Source organism: Oricola sp., assembly GCF_022763245.1.
Classification (GTDB): domain Bacteria; phylum Pseudomonadota; class Alphaproteobacteria; order Rhizobiales; family Rhizobiaceae; genus Oricola.
In genome coordinates this window covers 501,726-522,649 of record NZ_JALEGV010000041.1, presented here as the reverse complement: position 1 = coordinate 522,649, position 20,924 = coordinate 501,726, and the positions used below count along the sequence as shown (strand labels likewise).

The 20,924-nt window shown below is 63.7% G+C and carries 19 protein-coding genes, 1 tRNA gene and 1 pseudogene; 9 read left to right on the top strand and 12 right to left on the bottom strand.

All coding sequences use genetic code 11. The features are described from left to right. Positions 1 to 7: 7 nt before the first annotated feature. The 6 genes and pseudogenes from MRY80_RS23190 to MRY80_RS23165 all read right to left on the bottom strand — a co-directional run. Positions 8 to 310, bottom strand: a pseudogene (locus MRY80_RS23190) (integrase); the annotation flags it as partial. A 469-nt stretch (positions 311 to 779) separates the two neighbouring features. Next, positions 780 to 1,535 carry an inositol monophosphatase family protein gene (locus MRY80_RS23185; protein WP_293293617.1) on the bottom strand — a complete coding sequence of 252 codons (756 nt, stop codon included), beginning with the start codon at positions 1,533 to 1,535 and terminating at the stop codon, positions 780 to 782. Continuing rightward, positions 1,532 to 2,452, bottom strand: a complete 921-nt coding sequence (locus MRY80_RS23180; RefSeq protein ID WP_293293616.1) for a sugar phosphate isomerase/epimerase family protein — start codon at positions 2,450 to 2,452, stop codon at positions 1,532 to 1,534. The genes MRY80_RS23185 and MRY80_RS23180 overlap by 4 nt, the downstream gene beginning before the upstream one ends. A 20-nt stretch (positions 2,453 to 2,472) precedes the next feature. Beyond that, a complete protein-coding gene (locus MRY80_RS23175; RefSeq protein ID WP_293293615.1) occupies positions 2,473 to 4,215 on the bottom strand; it encodes an iron ABC transporter permease in 1,743 nt (580 codons plus the stop codon). Beyond that, positions 4,212 to 5,210, bottom strand: coding sequence for an ABC transporter ATP-binding protein (locus MRY80_RS23170; RefSeq protein WP_293293614.1), 999 nt, complete (start codon positions 5,208 to 5,210; stop codon positions 4,212 to 4,214). The genes MRY80_RS23175 and MRY80_RS23170 overlap by 4 nt, the downstream gene beginning before the upstream one ends. Before the next feature lie 57 nt (positions 5,211 to 5,267). Beyond that, a complete protein-coding gene (locus tag MRY80_RS23165) occupies positions 5,268 to 6,278 on the bottom strand; it encodes an extracellular solute-binding protein (RefSeq protein WP_293293613.1) in 1,011 nt (336 codons plus the stop codon). A gap of 147 nt (positions 6,279 to 6,425) precedes the next feature. Between MRY80_RS23165 and MRY80_RS23160 the strand changes: the two genes are divergently transcribed. Then, positions 6,426 to 7,601, top strand: coding sequence for an ROK family transcriptional regulator (locus MRY80_RS23160; RefSeq protein WP_293293612.1), 1,176 nt, complete (start codon positions 6,426 to 6,428; stop codon positions 7,599 to 7,601). Positions 7,602 to 8,012: 411 nt separating this feature from the next. Here MRY80_RS23160 and MRY80_RS23155 read toward each other — a convergent pair whose 3' ends face one another. Both MRY80_RS23155 and MRY80_RS23150 read right to left on the bottom strand, forming a co-directional pair. Then, on the bottom strand, positions 8,013 to 8,378 hold the full coding sequence (locus MRY80_RS23155) for a hypothetical protein (protein WP_293293610.1): 366 nt from the start codon (positions 8,376 to 8,378) through the stop codon (positions 8,013 to 8,015). A 259-nt stretch (positions 8,379 to 8,637) separates the two neighbouring features. Next, entirely contained in the window at positions 8,638 to 9,186 is a 549-nt protein-coding gene (locus tag MRY80_RS23150) for a recombinase family protein (protein WP_293293608.1), read from the bottom strand. A 414-nt stretch (positions 9,187 to 9,600) separates the two neighbouring features. On the opposite strand from MRY80_RS23150, the gene MRY80_RS23145 reads away from it, so the two are divergent. Both MRY80_RS23145 and MRY80_RS23140 read left to right on the top strand, forming a co-directional pair. Next, positions 9,601 to 10,104, top strand: a complete 504-nt coding sequence (locus MRY80_RS23145) for an ImmA/IrrE family metallo-endopeptidase (protein WP_293293606.1) — start codon at positions 9,601 to 9,603, stop codon at positions 10,102 to 10,104. After that, entirely contained in the window at positions 10,094 to 10,462 is a 369-nt protein-coding gene (locus MRY80_RS23140) for a hypothetical protein (RefSeq protein WP_293293604.1), read from the top strand. The genes MRY80_RS23145 and MRY80_RS23140 overlap by 11 nt, the downstream gene beginning before the upstream one ends. Positions 10,463 to 10,465: 3 nt before the next feature. Here the strand turns inward: MRY80_RS23140 and MRY80_RS23135 are convergent, their stop codons facing one another. From MRY80_RS23135 to MRY80_RS23120, 4 genes are all read right to left on the bottom strand, one after another. Further along, complete coding sequence (locus tag MRY80_RS23135; RefSeq protein ID WP_293293602.1) at positions 10,466 to 11,128, bottom strand: tyrosine-type recombinase/integrase; 663 nt, start codon at positions 11,126 to 11,128, stop codon at positions 10,466 to 10,468. A 10-nt stretch (positions 11,129 to 11,138) separates the two neighbouring features. Further along, positions 11,139 to 11,540: a DUF6538 domain-containing protein gene (locus MRY80_RS23130; RefSeq protein ID WP_293293600.1), complete on the bottom strand. Its 402-nt coding sequence runs from the start codon at positions 11,538 to 11,540 to the stop codon at positions 11,139 to 11,141. An 88-nt stretch (positions 11,541 to 11,628) separates the two neighbouring features. After that, positions 11,629 to 11,713 (bottom strand) — tRNA-Leu (locus MRY80_RS23125). Between the two features lie 123 nt (positions 11,714 to 11,836). Beyond that, positions 11,837 to 12,778, bottom strand: coding sequence for a nucleoside hydrolase (locus tag MRY80_RS23120; protein ID WP_293293599.1), 942 nt, complete (start codon positions 12,776 to 12,778; stop codon positions 11,837 to 11,839). Between the two features lie 113 nt (positions 12,779 to 12,891). Here MRY80_RS23120 and MRY80_RS23115 point away from each other — a divergent pair, with 113 nt between their 5' ends. The 6 genes from MRY80_RS23115 to MRY80_RS23090 all read left to right on the top strand — a co-directional run bounded on the left by MRY80_RS23115 (position 12,892) and on the right by MRY80_RS23090 (position 20,882). Next, positions 12,892 to 13,314, top strand: a complete 423-nt coding sequence (locus MRY80_RS23115) for an Hsp20 family protein (protein WP_293293598.1) — start codon at positions 12,892 to 12,894, stop codon at positions 13,312 to 13,314. Positions 13,315 to 13,457: 143 nt separating this feature from the next. Continuing rightward, positions 13,458 to 14,678, top strand: a complete 1,221-nt coding sequence (locus MRY80_RS23110; RefSeq protein ID WP_293293597.1) for an ABC transporter substrate-binding protein — start codon at positions 13,458 to 13,460, stop codon at positions 14,676 to 14,678. 15 nt (positions 14,679 to 14,693) lie between these two features. Next, on the top strand, positions 14,694 to 16,373 hold the full coding sequence (locus MRY80_RS23105) for an ABC transporter permease (RefSeq protein WP_293293596.1): 1,680 nt from the start codon (positions 14,694 to 14,696) through the stop codon (positions 16,371 to 16,373). A gap of 18 nt (positions 16,374 to 16,391) precedes the next feature. After that, positions 16,392 to 17,051 carry an ATP-binding cassette domain-containing protein gene (locus MRY80_RS23100; protein ID WP_293293595.1) on the top strand — a complete coding sequence of 220 codons (660 nt, stop codon included), beginning with the start codon at positions 16,392 to 16,394 and terminating at the stop codon, positions 17,049 to 17,051. A gap of 2 nt (positions 17,052 to 17,053) precedes the next feature. Continuing rightward, the gene (hrpB, locus tag MRY80_RS23095) at positions 17,054 to 19,519 is read left to right on the top strand and encodes an ATP-dependent helicase HrpB (RefSeq protein WP_293294213.1); all 2,466 of its coding nucleotides are present in this window, start codon (positions 17,054 to 17,056) and stop codon (positions 19,517 to 19,519) included. A 55-nt stretch (positions 19,520 to 19,574) separates the two neighbouring features. Continuing rightward, positions 19,575 to 20,882, top strand: a complete 1,308-nt coding sequence (locus tag MRY80_RS23090) for an ActS/PrrB/RegB family redox-sensitive histidine kinase (protein ID WP_293293594.1) — start codon at positions 19,575 to 19,577, stop codon at positions 20,880 to 20,882. The last annotated feature ends 42 nt before the right edge of the window (positions 20,883 to 20,924 follow it).

Sequence of the window (20,924 nt, the reverse complement as noted above, 5' to 3'; positions counted from 1 at the left end):
CGGAGTGCCGGGTGCTCAGGTGTCCGGCGCGATCAACGCGACTTGGGAAAGCGTAGTCGTCTATCGTTCCACCCCTTCGCTCAAGCAAGGCGAGCAAACTCGCTCGCACGTCCGCTGTGATCTCGAACTGAACCGCGCGACCGGTTTTCCGCTGGACAACCATGGTGCGAGTCCGGATCGACTGCCCTGAAACCAGCGTGCCGATCTTGATTTTGACGAGGTCGCAACCCCGGAGCTTGCTGTCGATGCCGAGATCAAACACAGCGCGATCACGCATTCGCCCCTCGCGATCGAGAAAGACGCGGATCACTCAGATCTGGCGCTGCTTCAAGGGCTTCTTGACGCCGACCATTCGTCCGGCGTTCCATGCAGGTCTGCCGTGTGCGGCAGGATTGCACCGTGCCATACCCATATCCCTACTCCTTCGGCCACTATTGCCCGTCGGAAGAATAGACGAGCGTGGCGAATCAACCGGGCCGGGAGCAGCCTGTCTGCCGTCGGGAAACTCTCATCGTATAGCTGCGATTCGGTTATCCGTCGCATTCCAGATCCCGGCGGAGCGAGGTTTGCCACTTCCGCAAGTTTCTGAGATCGGCATGCAGCTCGACGAAGCAAGGGGCTTTCTCGACAGAAGGAAAAGGCATCGCATTCTTTTGTTGTTTGAGAGCCAGGTTACGCGTTTTGATTCGCGCCAAAGATCAGTGAATTGCTTTCTTCAATTCAGGTTCCAAAGATGAAGGTCTGGATTTATCCCCCCAGCCGCCGCTTCAAATTCGCTATCAGAATTCAAACCTCGGTCGGGAGACAGGATTGTCTCGCGATACTCCTGCATCGATCGAAACGGCAAAATCTCCCTCCAGCATCTCCAGTCTCGCCGGTAATCCGGCCGCGCGACAGAGGGCGGTTCCGGCCGCACAGTCCCACAAGCGCGAATGCGCCTCGACATAGCCGCGCAGCCGTCCGAGCGCGACCAGAGCGAGCGACACGGCGCAACTGCCCAGGCTGACGATCGTGAGCCCGTCTGCCTCCAATTGCCGTTCGAGTTCCGCCCGCTCGGCAGCTGGCCATTGCGGATTTCGGCCGACGGCCACCAGTCCGCCGAACCCCGCCGACATGCGCCCAAGCTGGCCCCGAATGGCGATGGGCGCGTCCTCACCGCCGCAAATCGCAAAGCCCAGCGCCGGTGCGGCGACAGCACCCAGGACCGGCCGCCCGTTGCGCATCAGCGCGATCGACACGCCCCATATCGGCAGGCCGCTCAGGAAGTTCGTGGTTCCGTCGAGTGGATCGAGAACCCAGAACTCGTCAGCCGGCTCGCCGCCGTTCTCTTCGCCGACAATCGAAATGCCTGGTGTCAGCGTGACGAGCCTCTGGCGCGCCAGATCCTCCGCGCCGCGGTCGATCGACGAAACGAAATCCGCCGGCCCTTTCATTTCCACCAGTCCCGCATCCGCGTCGAGGAAGCGCTCCAGGCACCACGCACCGACATCCGTCGCGATTGCGCAAGCCGCTTCCGCAAGATACGTGTCGCTCACCGCGCGCCGCCCGAGCGTCTTTCGGCGAGGCGCTTCTCGATGTTCGAAATGACCCGGTAAGCTCGCCCGTAGAAAGACATGTCGCCCAAGGAATAACCCATGCCATAGGTGCGATACGGCGTCTCGAAGTTAAGCGGTGTTTCGTAGGGCGTTGCGGCGATCAGGTCGATCAGCCGATCCCAGTCAATATTGCCGTCGCCAGGCAAAAGATGATCGTCACGCACCGAGCGGTTGTCATGCAGATGGGTCGAGATGAGGCGTTCGCCGAATTGCTCCAGAATGCGAAAGCCGCCGGGCTCGGAGAGTTCAGCATGGCCGCAATCGTAGCATAGGCCGACGACTTCCGCCGGGTGGCGCTCGAACAGGCGCTCGTACATTTCCAAAGTGCGTTCCATTGGGGCGGCATTGAGGTTTTCCACCGCGATACGCACGCCGGACCGCCCGCAGTCGTCCGCGATTTCGTCAAAGGACCGGTGCAGAAGCGCATAGAAGGCCGCATTCTCTTCCGGATCGCGCAGCGCCGCTTCGTCAAGATCGACATGCATGACGACATTGGGCGAACCGATCCGCTGCGCCAGCTCCAGCCGATTGCGGATGAGGTCAAGACCGGCAAGGCGCTGCCATTCGACCGGCGACAGGAAATCCTTGCGCGTCTCGACGAAAGGCGCACCCACTTCGCTCACCTTGTTCTTTCCGTGCGAACCGTGGATCGACCAGGCTTTGAGCCCCGCCTCGTCCAGCATGGCCGCGATGTGGTCCATTTCCGACGACGCGTAGACGTAGGAATAGCCGGCATCCGGGTTCCAGTTCACATGGGTGAAGCCCGCTTCGCGAATACCGCGCAGGGAGTGGCGGATGCCTTCGTCGAACCAGCGTTCGTGGTTCGGCAGGTGCCAGACGGTGATGCAAGTGTCCATAAGTGTCTCCTGAGGATGAATCAGACAGCGGAAAGTGGCGCGCGGCCGAGACCAAGCCGGTCGGCGACGAGGATGATGATGAAGGAGAAGCCCATCACGAGCGTGGCGTAGACCAGTCCCTGGGCGAGTTGTTCGGGATTGCTGCTCGCCGCCATGCTGGCGATGGCGACGCCGAGCGGCCGGTTGTTCGGATTGTAGAGAAAAGCCGAGACAGTGTACTCGTTGATCAGGTCGTTGAACGCGAGCGCCGAAACCAGGATCAGTACGGGCGCGAGCAATGGCAGAGTGACCCTCACAAACCGCTCCAGCGGCCCCGCGCCCAGAGCCCGCGCGGCCTCGTCAAGCGTCGGATCGAGCCCCGTCATCGACGCGCCTATCAGACGCACCATCATCGGCACGATCAGGATGCCATAGGCGATCGGCAGGATGGCGTAGGAGCCGAGCAACACGTTGCCGAAGAGGATCGGGGCGGACGCGTCATAGGCGATAATCAGCCCGATCGCCACGAGCGACGACGGCAGAACCCATGGAATGAACAGCGAGAACTCCAGCACCGCGAGCGAAACATGCCGGTAGCGTGCGATCAGGTGGCTGGCGAACAGGCTGAGCGCCAGGACAACACCGACAGCGAGCAGCGACATGACTGCGGAATTGATCAGTGGTTCGACCGTCTGGCTTTCGGTGAGCACGGTCACATAGTTCGACAGCGTCAGTCTCGACGGCAGTACGTCCATGGCGATCGACGCCGACGGCGCGAAGGAGAACAGGATCGTCAGCACGACCGGCGTCGCGTAGATCACGAACAACGCCCAGGCCACAGCGTGCACGGCCGTGTTGGCGAAGCGGTTGCGGATGTCGAGACGTTGCATGGGAACAGGCGTTTTCACGCCGCCGGTGTAGCGCCCGCGGCTTTCGATCCAGCGCAGTGCCAGGAAGACGATCAGCGACACTGCGCCCAGCATCAGCGCCAGCATCGCGGCCATGTCCGCACGGCGGATACTGTTGAGGCCGAGGATCATTTGGTTGAGCATTCTGAATTCGCGCCCGCCGACAATCGCCGGCGCGGCGAAGGACGTGAGCGCCGAAAGCAGGACGAGGAGCGAGATGGCGAAGACCGTTGGAAGAACGACGGGGAAGACGACGCGCACGAGCGCGGTGAACGGGCTCGCCCCCAGGCTGCGCGCGGCCTCCACGGTGGAATAGTCGACCCGCCTGACCGCCGCGCGCAGGAACAGGAAATGATAGTGTGTCATCAGGAAGCTGTGGGCGATCAGAACCGCAGGCCAGCCACGGAACCAACGCCGCTCCATCTCTGGAAAGATCCAGGTCAGAAGCTCCGTGACCGCTCCGTGATCGCCATAGACGAAGTTGTAGCCGGTGATCGCCGTGACCGAGCTGAACACGAGCGGAGTCGCAAAGGCGATCTTCAGAAATCCCGACCCGCGCACATTGACGAATTCCAGAACGACCACCTGGAACAGGCCGACAAGATTGACCGTGATCAACGTCGCCGCCGTCATCCACACCGTGTTCCACAGGGCTTGGCGCACATTGCGAGAGTCGGCGAGGCGGGCGATCGTTTCCGTCGTTACCCGCCCCTCGGCCAGGAAGGCCTTGCCCAGCACCGAGGCGAGCGGCGCGTAGAGGAAGGCGACAATCGCCCAGGCGAGAACCAGAACAGCGGCCCAGAACAAAGTGGTGCGGATCATCCGCGTGCCCCGAATCGAACCCACGCGACCGACCGCAAGGACAGCATCGGTCATGCCGGGTCTCCCGGGTAACGGTGAACCTTGTCGGCATGGATGGAGACCGTCACCGTCTCGCCGGGCGCGCGATCGTCAAAATAGCCGGGCGCGTCGGCCAGCAGGAGGCTGTCGCCGCGCCTCAGCAAGAGCCGAACCCGTGCGCCCTGAAAGACCGCGCGGTCCAGCACGGCGTCGAATGTCACCCAGCCCTCTCCCGGCTTTTCGCCCAGATGCACATCCTCGGGCCGCACGAAGGCCACGCCCTGAAAGCTCGCGGGCGCGATGCCGTCGGTGTCGGCCAGGCGGCTCGATTCGCCGACAAACGCGCACACGAAGGGTGTGGCGGGCTGCGTGTAAAGCGCGCGTGGCGGGCCGACCTGGCACAGATGCCCCGCCTCCATCACGGCGACACGGTCGGACAGCGCCAGCGCCTCGGCCTGGTCGTGGGTCACGTAGACGGTGGTCAGCCGCAGGCGTTGCTGGATGTCGCGGATCTCGTCGCGCATCGCCTCGCGCAGTTTGGCGTCCAGATTGGAGAGCGGTTCATCGAGAAGCAGGATCTTCGCACCGAGTATGAGCGCCCGGGCGATCGCCACGCGCTGCTGCTGGCCGCCCGAGAGTTCGGCGGGCTTCTTGCGCGCATGGTCGGCGACGCCGATCCGCTCGAGCGCCTCCGACACGCGCTCTTCGATCTCTTTCTTCCGGGTCCGCGCCACGCGCAGCCCGAACGCAACATTGTCGTAGACGCTCAGATGGGGAAACAGCGCATAATTCTGAAAGACGACACCGATGCCGCGATCCTCCGGCGCCAATGCGGTCATGTCTCGGCCGTCGATGATGACCCGGCCGCGCGAGGGACGCACGAAACCGGAAATCGCGCGCAAAAGCGTGCTCTTGCCGCAGCCGGACGGCCCCAGAAGCGTAAAGAACTCGCCTTCGGGGACATGCAGGCTAAGATCCGACAGAACCGGGGTCGAACCATAGGCAATGTCGATGTTTTCGAGCGTGATCATCGCTTGTCTCGCACAGTGAGGGGAGCGCCGCGCGCTCCCCCGGGTGAAGCGGTTTCCTCAGAGAAGATCGAGCTGGATGCGCTCCAGCCAGCCGTCGAGATTGCGGGCCATGAGGTCCCAGTCGATAGGCTGCGGGGTGAGAAGCGTGGCGCTCTTGCGCACGTCTTCCGGCGATTGCGCGATGGCGTCCGGATGAACCGGGATGACGCCGAACCGTTCGGCGTTCTCGACCTGAAACTCCACCGACTGGACATATTCGAGGAAGGCGAGCGCCTGCTCCATATTGTCCGTGCCTTTCAGGATCGCATTGCGCTCCACGACGATCGGCGTGCCGCCTTCCGTGTCGATATAGGCGTAGTTGTAGCCGCCCGTCTCGGCATCGCGCTGAACGCCCAGGAAATGGTTCAGCGACAGCGGCGTTTCGCCGTTCGCGATCATTTCGGGGCGGTTCATGCCCTCCTCGAAGACAACGGCGTTCGCGTAGAACTTGGCGAACCAGTCCCAGCCTTCCTCCGTCATTTCTCCGGTTTCGTCGATCTGGCGCGTGAACAGGCCGGCGAGGATCGCGCGCGTCGTCTGCCAGGTCAGCGCGCCGATCATGAACTTGCCTTCCCATTTCGGATCGGAGAGCTCTTCCCAGGTCTGAGGCGCCTCTTCCCCAGACAGGATATCGGTGTTGTATGACAGGGTGATCGGCGTCTGACGGTAGCCGTAAAAATAGCCGTCGGGATCCTTGTAGATGTCCGGCAGGCCGTCCAGCGCGTCGAGTGTGTATTTTTCCAGCAGGCCTTCCTGCTTCAGGCCCGCGGTCAGGAAGTCGATCAGGCCGAAGATGACGTCGGCCTGCGGATTGTTGCGTTCGGCGAGCACGCGGTCATAGACCTCGCCGCCGCCCATGTTCACGAAATCGATGTCGAAGCCGAGCTTCGCTTCCGCCAGTTCCTCGATCACGGCGGTACGGTCGGCCGATTGCGGTGTGTAGATCGTCAGGTCGCCGGCAAAGGCGACGGACGAGGAAAGGGAAAAGGCCGCAAGACCTGCGACGCGAAGATTGCGGGAGATGGTCATGGCTGTGTCCTCTCGGTTGGAATGGGCCGGCCTTGCCGGCGCCTCCAACGCTACGCCACCTATGTGTCACTTAAATAACATTGCGCAAATTAATTATCTTGGCTTGACGATCTAGCCGACCGGATTGCGAATCGTCATTATCGGCGCATGTCGAACCGCGTCGCCCCACTCACCTTCAACGAACGCCAATTGTTCGAACTGGTGCACAGGCGCGCAAACATCTCCCGCTCCGAGATCTCAGAGATTACAGGCCTGACGCCGACGACGGTTTCCCGGCTCGTTTCAGGCCTCGTCGAAATCGGCCTTCTGAGTGAGAAGGCGGATCGCGCGGGACAATTGGGGCAGCCGCGCAAGAACCTCGCCGTCAGGGCGGGGCAAGCCTTTTCCGTCGGCGTCAACTTCATGCGCGGGCGTTTCGATCTGGCGATCGTCGACATCGCCGGCAACATCGTTTTCACCGATCAGGTCGATATCGACGATGTCACGCCCGAGGGTATCGCCCACCTTGCCGCTGACCGGCTGGACGCTGGAGTGGAAATGTCCGGGATCGATCGGGGGAGAATAGTCGGCGCGGGCTTTTCCCTACCGGGCGGATTCTCGCAGGACGGCGAAACCCTTTTGGCCCACAGTCACTTTCCCGACTTCCATGAACAGAAGCTCGCCCCTCTTTTCGCGGATGCGCTTGACTTGCGCTGCAGTGTCGACACGGACGGCGCCTGCGCCGCGCTCGGAGAATACCTATATGGCCATGGCGCCGGTTACGATACGTTCTTCCTGGTTCATATAGGCCACGGGGTGGGCGGGGGCGCCATCATCCAGGGCAAGCTCTTTCGCGGGGCACATGGCAATGCTTCCAAGCCAGGCGTCCTCTTTCCCTACGGTACGCCCCGCCCCTCGGGACAAGACTTGGTCGAAACGCTGGTGAAGGCCGGCATTGAAATTGAGGATATTGCGGAAATCCCAGAGGTCGTGGCGCGGGCGGGCGAAGCTGTCGAAGCCTGGATCGACCGTGCATCGGAGCAACTGGCGACGCTTGGCCGTGTGATCACCGCCTTCCTCGATCCGGAAATCATCATCATCGGCGGGCGCCTCCCGCACCGAATGAACCAGCGCCTGGTCGACACCTTGTCGGGCAAATCATTGCCAGGCCCGTCGCGCGGCTTGACGAACGCGCCATTCGCCGCTTCGCGCCTCGGACCAGATTCCGGCGTTCTTGGGGCAGCCAGTCTGCCGGTCTTTTCATTTTTCTTCCCGGGTTCGAGACAAACATCCGGCAACGCCTATGTCGACGGTCGCCGTCGATCCGAACATCAAACGAGCTGACCTGCGCCGCACTCATGGGCACCAAGACAGACTCGGCGCGGAACAGATCTCTGCATATGGACTCGGCGCAACCAGAACGACAGTTCCAAAAATCACTCAATTTGCAGACGCTCAAACTCCACCAACACATCCACGTATCTCGCGCTCAGAGAGCAGTGAGCTGCAATTGCTCGCCCGATTTTGAGTTTGGACGCGCTTCGCGAAAGCCTGTTCCCCGGCGTTAAAGGACGAACAATCCGCTCACAGCGAACGGCGGCTTTCGAGGCGGACTTCAGTACAGATGTATGTCCGACATGCAGGCGCAGAGCGGTTGTTTGTCAACAGAACGCTGAGCGGGCAGCTTTGCATCGGAAGCAAAGGGGAACATCACTTGCCGTTCGTCCAGCGCGCTCTCACCGACAGATGATGTATCTAAAGGTCTTCTTCGCCCAAAACCTCCCCAATTTTCTCAGCCCACCACTCGGCCATTCTGACACTTTCCTCCCAGTAGGAGGCGCGGTGGCAAGCGCGCCGGACCGCATTGCCGCGGACATGGGCAAGCTCGGCTTCGATTGCATCGGCGTTCCATAGCCCAGTTTCGTTCGAAAGCGTGGGCACGGTCGCGCGAAATCCGTGTGAGGTCGCTTTGTGTTTTTCAAAGCCCATCCGTCGCAAGGCCTGGTTGATCGTGTTTTCACTGATCGGCCGTTCGAGTGATGCACTCGACGGAAACACGAGACGCAGATTGCCGGTATGCGACTGCTGTTCGCGCAGTATGTCGATTGCCATGAGTCGCATATGATGGCATCCGACTCACGAGTGTGATGGCATGTCCGCCGGAAGATGGGCGCTGCTTAAGCCCATCCCGCAAGGCGTAGCCGCAATTCAGTTGATGCAGGGACAAAGAGACACAGAAGGCCAAAACCTACGCCTTCCCTGTCTGCATCCCCTCAGTTTCGCTCACAGTTGACTCAGGATTCGCGTTCCGGCCTTCGCCAGCGTCTTCCTCTACGTTCAACCAGACGCCTCTCCTGAGCCTTCTGTGAGTCGAATAGAGCTACCTGCCTAGCGCGCGATAGACAGAGGCCTTGGAAAGACCTGTTGCCTTGATGATCTCAGGGACGGTCTTTCCGTCCTCTCTCAGGGACTTGATCTCTTCAACCGCCTCATCTGTCAGAAGGCTCTTCCGGCCAAACTGAACGCCTTTCGCCTTCGCCTTGGCGATCCCGTCCATCTGCCTCTCTTTGCGAATGCTGTTCTCAAACTCGGCAAACACTGCCAGCATTCCAAGGAAGGCTTTACCGGCTGCATCCCGCGTATCGATTGATTGATCTAGCACCTTGAGCGTCACGCCCTTGGCTTCCAGTTCCCGAACGATCCTGAGCAGGTCTTCGGCGCTCCTTGCCAATCGATCTATTCGCGAGATGGCCAGCGTGTCCCCCTCTCTGAGGTACTCTAGGCACTGCTTGAGGGCAGGCCTTGCGCTGTCCATTCCCGATCTCTTCTCTTCGAAGAGCTTGTCTACTCCGAAGGCTGTCAGCTTCTCCTTCTGGACTTCCAGAGATTGACCGAGTGACGACACCCTCGCATATCCGACTGTTGCCATGTCTCATATCTCCTTAGAGGTTTAGAGAATGCATATTTGAGACATGAAAAGAGACGCGTCAAGAGCCTCTCTCAAAAAGTATACGTTGTGAGGCGTAGTTACTGTCAGCCGGGAACGCTCAGGCCTTACCACCACCATCTGTATTAAGCGGTCTTCACGGCCTACCGGGCATGCCTTCGATTTTCAGGCCGGACGGAACCCCTATGGGGGGAAGACGCCACCGCCCACCCTCACATTCCCATTTCAGATTTTTCGGTGAAATCGACAGTGGGGAACTGATTCGACTTCAGGGCGTTTTCCACAATTGTCCAGCACTTAACACATTGTAATTGCTTGAGATAGTGTAACAGTTTGAATCTATTGACAAATTTCGATTTATCCCTTATATTCAGTGTTAACTGGAGGTCAGTTCAGATGTTGGATGTGGTGAAAAAGCCGGACTACGCGCGAGTCCAGCGCGTTGTGCGCGGACTGCATTCCGAATTCGATGTAACCGCGCCCCCTGTGAATCCAGTCGAGATCGCTCGTTCCAAGGGCTTTAAGGTGTTGTTTGTCGAGTTTTCGGGCGAAGCAAATAACATCTCAGGCTTCTATGATTTCGATGAGCAGACCATCTACGTCAATCGCGATGAATACCCGTTGCGTCAGACGTTCACGGTAGCTCATGAACTCGGTCATGCGCTACTGCATGTGGAATGGGCCTCTTCCGATCAGTACCGCATCCTTCTCAGGGATTCTGAATACGGCGGGAATGATCCGTATGAAAAGGAAGCGAACGCGTTTGCCGCGCATTTGCTTGTGCCACGCTTCCTGCTAGACCAGTATTGGCAGAGCAATTCTGTCGAATCACTGTCGCGCCTTTTTGCGGTATCCGTTCCTATGATCAAGAATCGACTTTCCTTCGAGTATGGCGTCTGACAGAGAGACTGCAAAAGGCGCAGTCGTTCAATCTGACGACAACGACCCTGAACTTGAAAACGCATTAGAGAATGCGGCAAAGCTTCAGCTTGATCTAAAGCGGGAAGACAATCGTCACCGGGAAGCCATGAATGCCCAGAATTTAGGGTTTGTCGGCAACCTTTTTGGTGACGGAAAAAGCATTCCGACCACTGCCGCTCTGGTTACGGTTCTCTTAGCGTTCGGAGTGGCGATCGGCCTCTATATTGCGGCCTACAACCAGCCTGTAAATGGGGACATGTGGTTCACAAATGCAGAACGATCACTGTCTGTGGCTTTAGCAGCGTTGGCTTATGTGTTCGGTAAGGGCGGTAAGTAGCGATTAGTCCTGCTGAACTTGTTTGAGGGCTTCAGCCGCAAGCTTCAATCGCGCTTCTCTGCCGCCATACCGGCTGGTCATCCCGTGGCCTTTATGTCCAAGCACCACTGAAATCACTTCCTCTGCCACGCCGGCCACTCTCAGCCGATCAGACAGCGTATGGCGAAGGGAATGCACTACCTTCTTCGGATCGCTTGTAACCGTCCTGACGTGCTTCATGAGCGCCTGAGAAGCCGCTTCATCATTCACCTTCGAGCCGTAGTGGGGAAACAGGAATGGACTGTCCCCTGACAACGCAACAGCTTCCTTCGTCGTCTCCAGCGCCTCGCCCATAAGCGGGATTTCCCGTATCGATGACGCTGTCTTTATGCCCCGCCGGTCATTCGCCTGTATGCGGATGTAGGGGATGTCCTCCCCTTCGATGAACAGGTCCGATTTCATCAGTTTGGAGACTTCCGACAGGCGGCACCCGGAATACTCCAAGAGCGCCCATATCATCCGCAGTTCTGAATTGCCGTGCCGTTCCAGTTGGCCCCGGATAGCTTTCAGTTCGGCCTGTGTGAACGATGTCCGCTCTTCCTTCCCTGAGCCTTCGACCTTAATAGTCAGACCTTTGAAGGGACTGGAGATGCTTAGCTCTTCCTCCATGATCGCATGATTGATCATCGCCTTGAGGTCATTCAGGTAGCGTCTTCCCGTAGCTGTCTATGATCGAATCCGCGACCGCGCCTCTGTAGGCTTCATCGGCAGGCAAACCATTCTCATCATATTCGACCTCGAAAGGATCAACGCCGAATTCCTGTAGCCGCTTGATGAGATGATAGTACCGGTCCAGATCGCTAAGAGGCGCTTCAGGCAATGCTGGCTGCCCCTTGGCTTTCCGCTCCGCCTGTCGCAATTCCCGCTCAAACTCAGTGTGAACCTGAGGGTATGCGGCCAGTGCTTCTGTCTGGGTTTTCCCTAGGAACCGCTTCAGTTCCGTCTTCCCGACGATCTCTTTCAGGTGCTTCGGCACCCTTCGCCGGTAGTGATATGCCCCGCTCTTTGTCTGGACAACGTGCTTCAAGACAAGACCCATTGTGTAGTCCTCGTGTACCGCGATGTGTACCGCTCGGACCTTCAGGTCTATGATATCATTGAAGAAAAAGGGCTTTCAAGAAGCCTAGTGGTGCCCAGAAGAGGACTCGAACCTCCACGCCTTGCGGCACACGGACCTGAACCGTGCGCGTCTACCAATTCCGCCATCTGGGCACGGGTTTGGCTAGGCCGCACCGTTTAAGGTGCGGCGGGCGCCAAGTCAACGGCGTTGCGGGGCCCGAAATGGTATTTTTCGACGTATTTTTTCCGACCCCGCCCGTGGGCGCCTGGATCGGCTCACAGCCGGGCGATGCGGTCGGTCAGGAGGGCGAAGAACCCATCCGAATCGATGTCGCGAATGACGTGGGCGTTCTTCGGGCGGTCGGTCACGCCCCACCAGTCGACCACCGTCATGCCCATGGTCAATTCCGAGCCGATCTCGATCTCGACATTGCAGTCGCGGCCTGAAAACAGATCGGGCCGCAGCAGCCAGGCGATGACGCAGGGATCGTGCAGCGGGCCGCCGTCGGTGCCGTATTTGTCCTCGTCGAAACGCTCGAAGAAATCGATCAGCGCGGCGGCGGCATCCGTCACCTTGGTGCCTTTCGCCCGCATCGCGTCGATGCGGGCGCGCGTCGTCAGCGCCTTGTGTGTGCAGTCGAGCGGGATCATCACGATCGGCACCCCGGAGTGGAAGAGGGCGGCGGCGGCGTGTGGGTCGACGTAGATGTTGAACTCGGCGGCCGGGGTGGTGTTGCCGCCTTCGAAGAAGCCGCCGCCCATCATGACGATCTCGCGGATCTTCGGCGCGATGTCGGGTGCGCGGTTGAGCGCCAGCGCGATGTTGGTCAGCGGGCCGAGCGTGCACAGCGTCACCTCGCCGGAAGCGCGTTCGCGCACCGTTTCGACGATGAAGTCGACGCCGTGCTGGGCCTGCAATTCCATAACGGGTTCAGACAGTTCCGGGCCGTCGAGGCCGGTCTTGCCGTGAACGTATTCGGCCGTGACGAGATCGCGCACGAGCGGCCGCGACGCGCCGGCGAAGACCCTGACGTCGGTCCGGCCGGCCAGTTCGCAGACCTTGCGGACGTTGGTCTGGGTCAGCGGCAGCGGGACGTTGCCGGCGACGGCGGTGATCCCGAGGACGTCGAATTCCGGGCTGGCCAGCGCCAGCAGGATCGCCAACGCGTCGTCCTGGCCCGGATCGGTGTCGATGATGATGGCGCGGCGCTCGGTCATGTTGCCCCTGTCAGATGCTTGCAATCGCGTAAGGGCCAAACCATATCAGTCGGAGGGGCGAATGCCATCGTCGGGTTCGCCAGAAAATGTCGCTTCGCTTGAAAGGACATGGCATGGCGCGCGTACCGCCCTTTTCGAGCCCGCTGCTCGTCGGCTTCGAAACGATCGAAAAGTCGCTCGAGCGCATCGCCAAGAGCTCCGACGGCTATCCCCCCTACAATATCGAGCGCGTCGTTTGCGACGGCGCCGACGTGCTGCGCATCACGCTGGCCGTCGCCGGCTTCTCCATCGACGACCTGGAAATCGCCACCGAGGATTCGCAACTCGTCATCCGCGGCCGGCAGGCCGAGGACGAGACGCAGCGCGAGTTCCTGCACCGCGGCATCGCGGCGCGGCAGTTCCAGAAAGCCTTCGTGCTCGCCGACGGCATGCGCGTGCTCGGCGCGGAACTGAAGAACGGCCTGCTCGCCATCGACCTCGACCGGCCGCAGCCCGAAAAGCTCGTCCGCAGGATCGAGATCGCCCAGCGCGACTGAGTTCCCTCCTCTCGAGCGGGCGCGGTGACACGCCCCTCTCACCGGAATGTGAGAAACCGTGTAGCGGGCCGCCGATTGACCTCGGCGCGGCCCCATCTATGGTTCGCCCTCACGATTGTCCGCCTGTCCGAAGGGGTTTCCCGATGCGATTCGTTTCCGCCGCGCTCGCCGCATTGTTCCTGTCCACGTCGCTCGCGACGGCCGCCGAGCCGAACGCCGCAAACTGGGACGCCGTTCTCGCCGACGCGAAGGGGCAGACTGTCTACTGGAACGCCTGGGGCGGCTCGGAAAACATCAACGCCTATGTCGACTGGGTCGGCGACGTCCTGGCCGACCGCTTCGGCGTCAAGCTGGTGCATGTGAAGCTCGACGACACCGCCAACGCGGTCGCCACCGTGGTGACGGAGAAGGCGGCCGGCAAGGACGAGGACGGCACGATCGACCTCATCTGGATCAATGGCGAGAACTTCGCCTCGATGAAGCGGCAGGGCCTGCTCTACGGTCCCGGCTGGGCGCAGCAACTGCCCAACTGGAGCTATGTCGACGTCGAGACCAAGCCGACCATCACGACGGATTTCACGATCCCGACGGACGGCATGGAATCGCCCTGGGGCATGGCCAAGCTGGTGTTCTTCCACGACAGCGCGCGCACGGATGCCTCCGACCTGCCGGATTCCGCCGACGCGCTGCTGGAATGGGCGACGGAAAACCCCGGCCGCTTCTCCTATCCGCAGCCGCCGGACTTCATCGGCTCGTCCTTCCTCAAGCAGATCCTGTCGGAGAAGATCGAGGATCCGGCGAAGCTGCTGGAACCGGTGAAGGCCGACGAGTTCGCCGACCTGACCGCGCCGCTCTTTGCCTATCTCGATGCGCTGCATCCCCATCTCTGGCGGTCGGCACGCGCCTTTCCGAAGGACTACCCGTCGATGAGCCAGCTTCTCGCCGACGGCGAACTCGACATCACTTTCGCCTTCAACCCTGCCGAGGCCTCTTCGGCGATCGCCAACGACCTGCTGCCCGACACCGTGCGCTCCTTCACCTTCTCCGGCGGCACGCTGGCGAACACGCATTTCGTCGCCATCCCCTACAATGCCGCGGCCAAGGCCGGCGCGCTGGTGACGGCCAATTTCCTGCTGTCCCCGGAAGCCCAGGCGCGCAAGCAGGATCCGACCGTCTGGGGCGATCCGACGGTTCTCGCGATCGGCAAGCTCGACGACCAGGACCGCGCCCGCTTCGAGGCGCTCGACCTCGGCGTCGCCACGCTCAAGCCCGAGGAACTCGGCCCCGCCCTGCCGGAACCGCACCCGTCCTGGATGGCGATGATCGAGGAGGAATGGGCGCGCCGCTACGGCGTCGCCAACTGACCTTCAGACGCCCCCGTGCTGCGCTTCGCGCCCGCGCTCGCCATCGCCATACTGGCCCTGCCGGTGATCGGCGGGCTGGCGGGCACGGTGCTGCCGGCCTTCGGCTATCTGCCGGCTCTGGGCGGCGACAGCCTGTCGCTGGAACCGTTCGGCGAGGTGCTGGCCCAGCCGGGGCTGGCGCGATCCTGCGCCATCGCGCTGGCCGCCGGGGTGGTGACGGCCGCGGTCTCGGTCGGGCTGGTCGCCCTCTTCATCGGCGGCTGGTCGCAGACGCGGCCGTTCCGCGTCATCCAGTCCCTGGTCTCGCCCTTGCTTGCCGTGCCGCACGCCGCCGCTGCCTTCGGCCTCGCCTTCATGATCGCGCCGTCCGGCTTCCTGGCGCGGCTGTTCTCGCCCTGGGCGACCGGCTGGACGCGGCCGCCCGACTGGCTGATCGTGCATGATTCGCTCGGCCTGTCGCTGATGGCGGGGCTGATCGTGAAGGAAGTGCCGTTCCTGCTGCTGATCGCGCTGGCCGCCCTGCCGCAGGTGCCGCTCGCCTCCGCTTCGCGGCTTTCCGCCTCGCTCGGCTACGGGCGCGTCGCCGGCTTCCTGTTCACGACATGGCCGGCGATCTATCGGCAGATCCGGCTTGCCGTCTTCGCCGTGATCGCCTTCGCGTCGTCGGCCGTCGATGTGGCCGTCATTCTCGGTCCGACCACGCCGGCCGCCCTGCCGGTGCGGCTGGTGGAATGGATGAACGACCCCGATCTCTCCTCGCGCTTCATGGCCTCGTCAGGCGCCGTGCTGCAGCTCGGCGTCACGCTGGCCGCGCTCGTCATCTGGCTGGGACTGGAGAAGCTCTGCGGCATGGCGATGCGGCGGCTCGCCGGCCGCGGACGGCGCTACAAGGCCGACATGGCGCCGCGCCTTGTCGCGATCGTGGCGATGGGGCTGACGACGCTGATCGTGTTCGGCGGCCTTGCCGTGCTGGCGCTCTGGTCGATCTCGGGTCTCTGGCAGTTTCCCAATGTCCTGCCGGCCTCGCTGTCGCTGCGCGGCTGGTCGCAGACGCTGCCGCGGATCGGCGATCCGCTGGTCACGACGATCACGGTGGGGCTGGCGGCCACGCTCCTCTCCGCTGCGATCGTCATCGCCAGCCTGGAGCGCGAGCGCGAGACCGGCCGCAGCGGCGGCAACCGGGCGCTGTTCTTCCTCTATCTGCCGTTGCTCGTCCCGCAGGCCGGCTTCGTCTTCGGCCTGAAGCTGTTCCTCACCCATGGCGGCGTCGGTGCGACATGGACGGCGCTGGTCCTCGTCCACATGGTCTTCGTGCTGCCCTATGTCTTCCTGTCGCTGTCGGCGCCCTGGCGCGCCTTCGACCGGCGCTTCGAGGCGATCGCGGCCGGCCTCGGCAAGGGCAGGCGCACGACCTTCCTGGCTATCCGCCTGCCGATACTGGCGCGTGCCGTGCTCACCGCCATGGCCGTCGGCTTCGCCGTCTCCGTGGGCCAGTATCTGCCGACGCTGCTCATCGGCGCGGGGCGCCTGGTGACGATCACGACCGAGGCCGTCGCGCTGGGCGCGGGCGGCAACCGCCGCGTGATCGGCATCTACGCCTTCCTGCAGATGCTGTTGCCGTTTCTCGGCTTCGCCCTTGCCGCAATCGTGCCGGCGTTGCTTTTCCGCAACCGCCGCGCCATGAAAGTCGCCTGACCCGACCCGGAGCCAAGCTTGCCTGACGAGACCCATGCCGGCCTTCGCCTCGATGCTGTGCGCATCCTGCTTGACGGACGCGAATTGCTGGCCGTCGACAGCCATGTGCGGCCTGGCGAGACGCTGACGGTGATGGGGCCGTCCGGCTCTGGCAAATCGACGCTGCTCGCCTATATCGGCGGGTTTCTCGATCCGGTCTTCCAATCGTCGGGACGGGTGCTCTGCGGCGGACGCGACATCATCGCGCTGCCGGCGCAGGAGCGCCATGCCGGCATCCTGTTCCAGGACGCGCTCCTGTTTCCGCACATGTCGGTCGGCGGCAATCTGGTCTTCGCGCTGCCCGACAGCGTGAAGGGCAAGGCGGCACGGCGCGCCCGCGCCGAGGCGGCGCTCGCCGATGTCGGGCTGGAGGATTTCTTCGACCGCGACCCCGACACGCTGTCGGGCGGGCAGAAGGCGCGGGTGGCGCTTGCCCGGGTGCTGCTCGCCGAACCCAATTTCCTGCTCTTGGACGAACCCTTCTCCAAGCTCGACATGCGGCTGCGCGACCAGATTCGCGATCTCGTCTTCGAGCGCGCGCTACGCTCGCGCCTGCCGGTGATCCTCGTCACCCATGACGAGGCGGACGCGAAGGCGGCCGGCGGAACGGTGATCGAGATCGGAACCGGGGCGCCATGAGCGTGAAGCCCCTGCCCGGCCTGCCGGTCACCGAGATCCTCGGCGATCTGGCGGGCGCGCTCTCCGCCGGCCCGGCCGCGGTGCTCGTCGCGCCGCCCGGCGCAGGCAAGACCACGCTCGTGCCGCTGGCGCTGCTCGACGCGGACTGGCTGGACGGCGCGAAGATCATCCTCCTGGAGCCCCGCCGGCTCGCCGCCCGGGCCGCGGCGCGGCGCATGGCCGAACTGCTCGGCGAGAAGGTCGGCGAAACGGTCGGCTACCGCATGCGCCTCGACACCCGGGTCGGGCCGAAGACGCGCATCGAGGTGGTGACCGAGGGCGTGTTCCAGCGGATGATCACCGGCGACCCGGAGCTTTCAGGCATCGGCGCGATCCTGTTCGACGAATATCACGAGCGCAGCCTCGACGCCGATTTCGGCCTGGCGCTCGCGCTCGACGTGCAGGAGGGGCTGCGCGAGGATCTGCGCATCCTCGTCATGTCGGCGACGCTGGACGGGGCCCGCGTGGCCGCGCTGCTCGGCGACGCGCCCGTCATCGAAAGCGCGGGCCGCGCCTTTCCCGTCGACATCCGCCACGAGGACCGGCCGGGCACCGAGCGCGTCGAACAGGCGGTCGCCCGTGTCATCCGCAAGACGCTGGCGGAGGAGACCGGCAGCCTGCTCGTCTTCCTGCCGGGCCAGGGCGAGATCCGCCGGGTGGCCGAGACGCTGAAGGGGCGCCTGCCCGCAGGCGCCTTTGCCGCGCCGCTCTACGGCATGATGGACATTGCCGAGCAGGACCGCGCCATCCGGCCGCCCGAGCCCGGCACCCGCAAGATCGTGCTGGCGACGGCGATCGCCGAGACCTCGATCACCATCGACGGAGTGCGCGTCGTGATCGATTCCGGCCTCGCGCGACGACCCGTCTTCGACCCCGGCTCGGGCCTCACGCGGCTGGAGACCGGGCGCGTCAGCCAGGCCGCGGCGACGCAGCGGGCCGGACGCGCGGGTCGCACGGAACCCGGCATCGCGATCCGGCTGTGGCGCGAGGAACAGACGCGCGCGCTCGCCGCCTTCGATCCGCCCGAGATCCTCAATGCCGACCTGACCTCGCTGACGCTGGACTGCCTCGCCTGGGGCGTCGCGGATCCCGCGCAGCTCCGCTTCCTCGACCCGCCGCCCAAGCCGGCGCTCAACGAGGCGCGCGCGCTTTTGACCATGCTGGGCGCGCTGGACGCGAAGGGCGCCCTGACCGCCAAGGGCGAGGCGATGCGCGACCTGGCCCTGCCGGCGCGGCTGGCCGCCATGGTGGTGTCGGCGCAAGGGCGCGAGGACGCGTTTCGGCGCATGCTGCTGGCGCTGCTCGTCACCGAGCGGGGCGCGGGCGGACCCGGGATCGACATCGGCCACCGCCTGGATGCGGCGCTGCGCGGCAAGGGCGGGCAGCTTGCGCGGCTGCGCGACTTGGCGAAGCGCAGCGTCTCCGGCCTGCGACTGCCGAAAGGCGACGCCCTGTCGGGCGCCGGCGCGATGCTGCTCGACGCCTATCCGGACCGGGTGGCCAAGGCCCGCGGCGGCGCGCGGCACGGCACCTTCGTCATGGCCAATGGCCGCGGCGTCTTCATGGAGGAGACCGAGGCGCTGGCCGGCGCGGACTTCGTCGTCGTCGCCGACGTCACCGGCGCCACCCGCGAGGGCCGGGTGACCGCCGCAACCGCCGTGGCGGAAGACGAGGTGCGCGACCGGCTGGCGGACCGCATCGAACGCGGCGAACAGGTGGATTTCGACAAGGAGAAAGGCGCCCTGACCGCCCGGCGGGTCGAACGGCTCGGCGCGGTGATCCTGTCGCGCGCGCCCGCACGGGTGGAGCCGGGCGAAGCGGCGACCGCGGCGCTCCTCGCCGGCATCCGCACCCATGGGCTGGGGCTTCTGCCATGGTCGAAGGAGGTCGCGCAGCTGCGCGCCCGTCTCGCATGGCTGCATGCCAGGCTCGGCGCGCCGTGGCCGGCCATGGACGACACCGCGCTGCTGGAGCGGCTGGAGGACTGGATCGCGCCCTTCCTGCAGGGTGCCGTGACCCTTTCGGGGCTCGATTCGGCGGCCCTGCGCGACGCGCTGATGCTGCTGGTGCCGCCGGGCGAGCAGCGTCGCATCGACGACCTCGCCCCGTCGCGCTTCACCGCGCCGACCGGCAGCCGCATCCTGCTCGACTATCCGGCCGACGGCGCGGCGCCGGTCGTCTCGATCCGCGTGCAGGAACTGTTCGGCCTGAAGGTTCACCCTTCGATCGCCGGCGGCTCGGTGCCGCTGACCTTCGAATTGCTGTCTCCGGCGCATCGGCCGATCCAGCGCACGCAGGACCTGCCAGGCTTCTGGGCGGGATCCTGGGCGGCGGTTCGCGCCGATCTGCGCGGGCGCTATCCGAAACATGTCTGGCCCGAGGATCCGGCCAACACGGACCCCACGACCCGCGCCAAGCCGAGGTCCTGAGCAAGCGTGTCCGTAACGCGTTTAAAAACCCAAATGCGCATCGTATATACGCAATATGGAATATGATCTCGGCACCGGGACGGGGTTCGGCAATCGCCGTCTGCGCCTCTCGACAATCACGAACACGCGCTGGCTCGCCATCACGGGGCAGCTCGCGGCGGTGACATTCGTCGCGCTCGTGCTGCGGTTCGAACTGCCGATCGTCGCCTGCCTGTTCCTGATCGCCCTCGCCGCGATCCTCAACATGGCGCTGTCGAAGCTGTTTCCCGCCAACAAGCGCCTGCGCCCGGTCGGCGTGTTCGCCGTGCTGATCTTCGACGTCGCGCAACTGGCCGGGCTGCTGGCGCTCACCGGCGGGCTGACCAATCCCTTCTGCATCCTGCTGGTGGTGCCCGTGATCATCTCGGCGACGACGCTGCCGCCGCGCTTCACCGTGATCCTCGCCCTGATCACGGCGGCCTTCGCCAGCGCGCTCGCCTTCGTGCACCTGCCGCTGCCGTGGTATCCGCACCGCCTGATCGACATTCCGCTGATCTTCGTCGCCGGCATGTGGGTGGCGGTCGTCTCGATGATGGTGTTCACCGCGCTCTACGCCTACCGCGTGGCGGAAGAGGCCCGGCGACTGTCGGACGCACTGGCGGCCACCGAACTGGTGCTGCAGCGCGAGCAGCACATCTCGGCGCTGGACGGGATGGCGGCGGCCGCCGCCCACGAGCTCGGCACGCCGCTTGCCACCATCTCGCTGGTCGCCAAGGAGATGGCGCGCGAACCGCTGGACCCGGACAACCTGCGCGACGACATCGCGCTCCTGCGCACGCAGGCCGACCGCTGCCGCGAGATCCTGAGGCGGCTGAGCACGCTCGGCGCGGGCGAGGAAAACCACATGACGCGGCTGGCGCTGCGCACGATGCTCGAGGAGGTGATCGCGCCGCATCGCGAATTCGGCATCACTATCGCGCCGACGGTGGAGCGCAATGCCGGCACGGAGCCCGTCTGCCAGCGCAATCCGGGCATCCTCTACGGTCTCGGCAACCTCGTCGAGAACGCCGTCGATTTCGCGCGCGAGCGCGTCGAGATCCGGCTTGCCTGGGACGCCGACACGGTCAGGGTGCGCATCATCGACGACGGGCCGGGTTTCCCGCCGGAGGTGCTGGAGCATCTCGGCGAGCCGGACCTGAAGCTGTCGCGCGCCGCCAACCGGCCGCGAAACGGCGGCGGTGGGCTGGGGCTCGGCATCTTCATCGCCAAGACGCTTCTGGAACGGTCGGGCGCGAGCGTCCGCTTCTCCAACGCGTTCTCGGCAGGAAAAGGCGCGGATGTCGTTGTCGAGTGGCCACGTTCGTCAATGCAAGCGGCTGCATGATACGCTAAGTACAAGTGAATTCGAGAAAAGACGGGTGAATCG

Excerpts from the sequence above, each read along its gene's own strand:
- MRY80_RS23160 (WP_293293612.1), top strand. The coding sequence starts at position 6,426 with ATGTCGAACCGCGTCGCCCCACTCACCTTCAACGAACGCCAATTGTTC.
- MRY80_RS23155 (WP_293293610.1), bottom strand. The coding sequence starts at position 8,378 with ATGCGACTCATGGCAATCGACATACTGCGCGAACAGCAGTCGCATACC.
- MRY80_RS23140 (WP_293293604.1), top strand. The coding sequence starts at position 10,094 with ATGGCGTCTGACAGAGAGACTGCAAAAGGCGCAGTCGTTCAATCTGAC.
- MRY80_RS23165 (WP_293293613.1), bottom strand. The coding sequence starts at position 6,278 with ATGACCATCTCCCGCAATCTTCGCGTCGCAGGTCTTGCGGCCTTTTCC.
- MRY80_RS23135 (WP_293293602.1), bottom strand. The coding sequence starts at position 11,128 with ATGATCAATCATGCGATCATGGAGGAAGAGCTAAGCATCTCCAGTCCC.
- MRY80_RS23145 (WP_293293606.1), top strand. The coding sequence starts at position 9,601 with ATGTTGGATGTGGTGAAAAAGCCGGACTACGCGCGAGTCCAGCGCGTT.
- MRY80_RS23180 (WP_293293616.1), bottom strand. The coding sequence starts at position 2,452 with ATGGACACTTGCATCACCGTCTGGCACCTGCCGAACCACGAACGCTGG.
- MRY80_RS23120 (WP_293293599.1), bottom strand. The coding sequence starts at position 12,778 with ATGACCGAGCGCCGCGCCATCATCATCGACACCGATCCGGGCCAGGAC.
- MRY80_RS23110 (WP_293293597.1), top strand. The coding sequence starts at position 13,458 with ATGCGATTCGTTTCCGCCGCGCTCGCCGCATTGTTCCTGTCCACGTCG.
- MRY80_RS23175 (WP_293293615.1), bottom strand. The coding sequence starts at position 4,215 with ATGACCGATGCTGTCCTTGCGGTCGGTCGCGTGGGTTCGATTCGGGGC.
- MRY80_RS23090 (WP_293293594.1), top strand. The coding sequence starts at position 19,575 with ATGGAATATGATCTCGGCACCGGGACGGGGTTCGGCAATCGCCGTCTG.
- MRY80_RS23130 (WP_293293600.1), bottom strand. The coding sequence starts at position 11,540 with ATGGGTCTTGTCTTGAAGCACGTTGTCCAGACAAAGAGCGGGGCATAT.
- MRY80_RS23150 (WP_293293608.1), bottom strand. The coding sequence starts at position 9,186 with ATGGCAACAGTCGGATATGCGAGGGTGTCGTCACTCGGTCAATCTCTG.
- MRY80_RS23115 (WP_293293598.1), top strand. The coding sequence starts at position 12,892 with ATGGCGCGCGTACCGCCCTTTTCGAGCCCGCTGCTCGTCGGCTTCGAA.
- MRY80_RS23170 (WP_293293614.1), bottom strand. The coding sequence starts at position 5,210 with ATGATCACGCTCGAAAACATCGACATTGCCTATGGTTCGACCCCGGTT.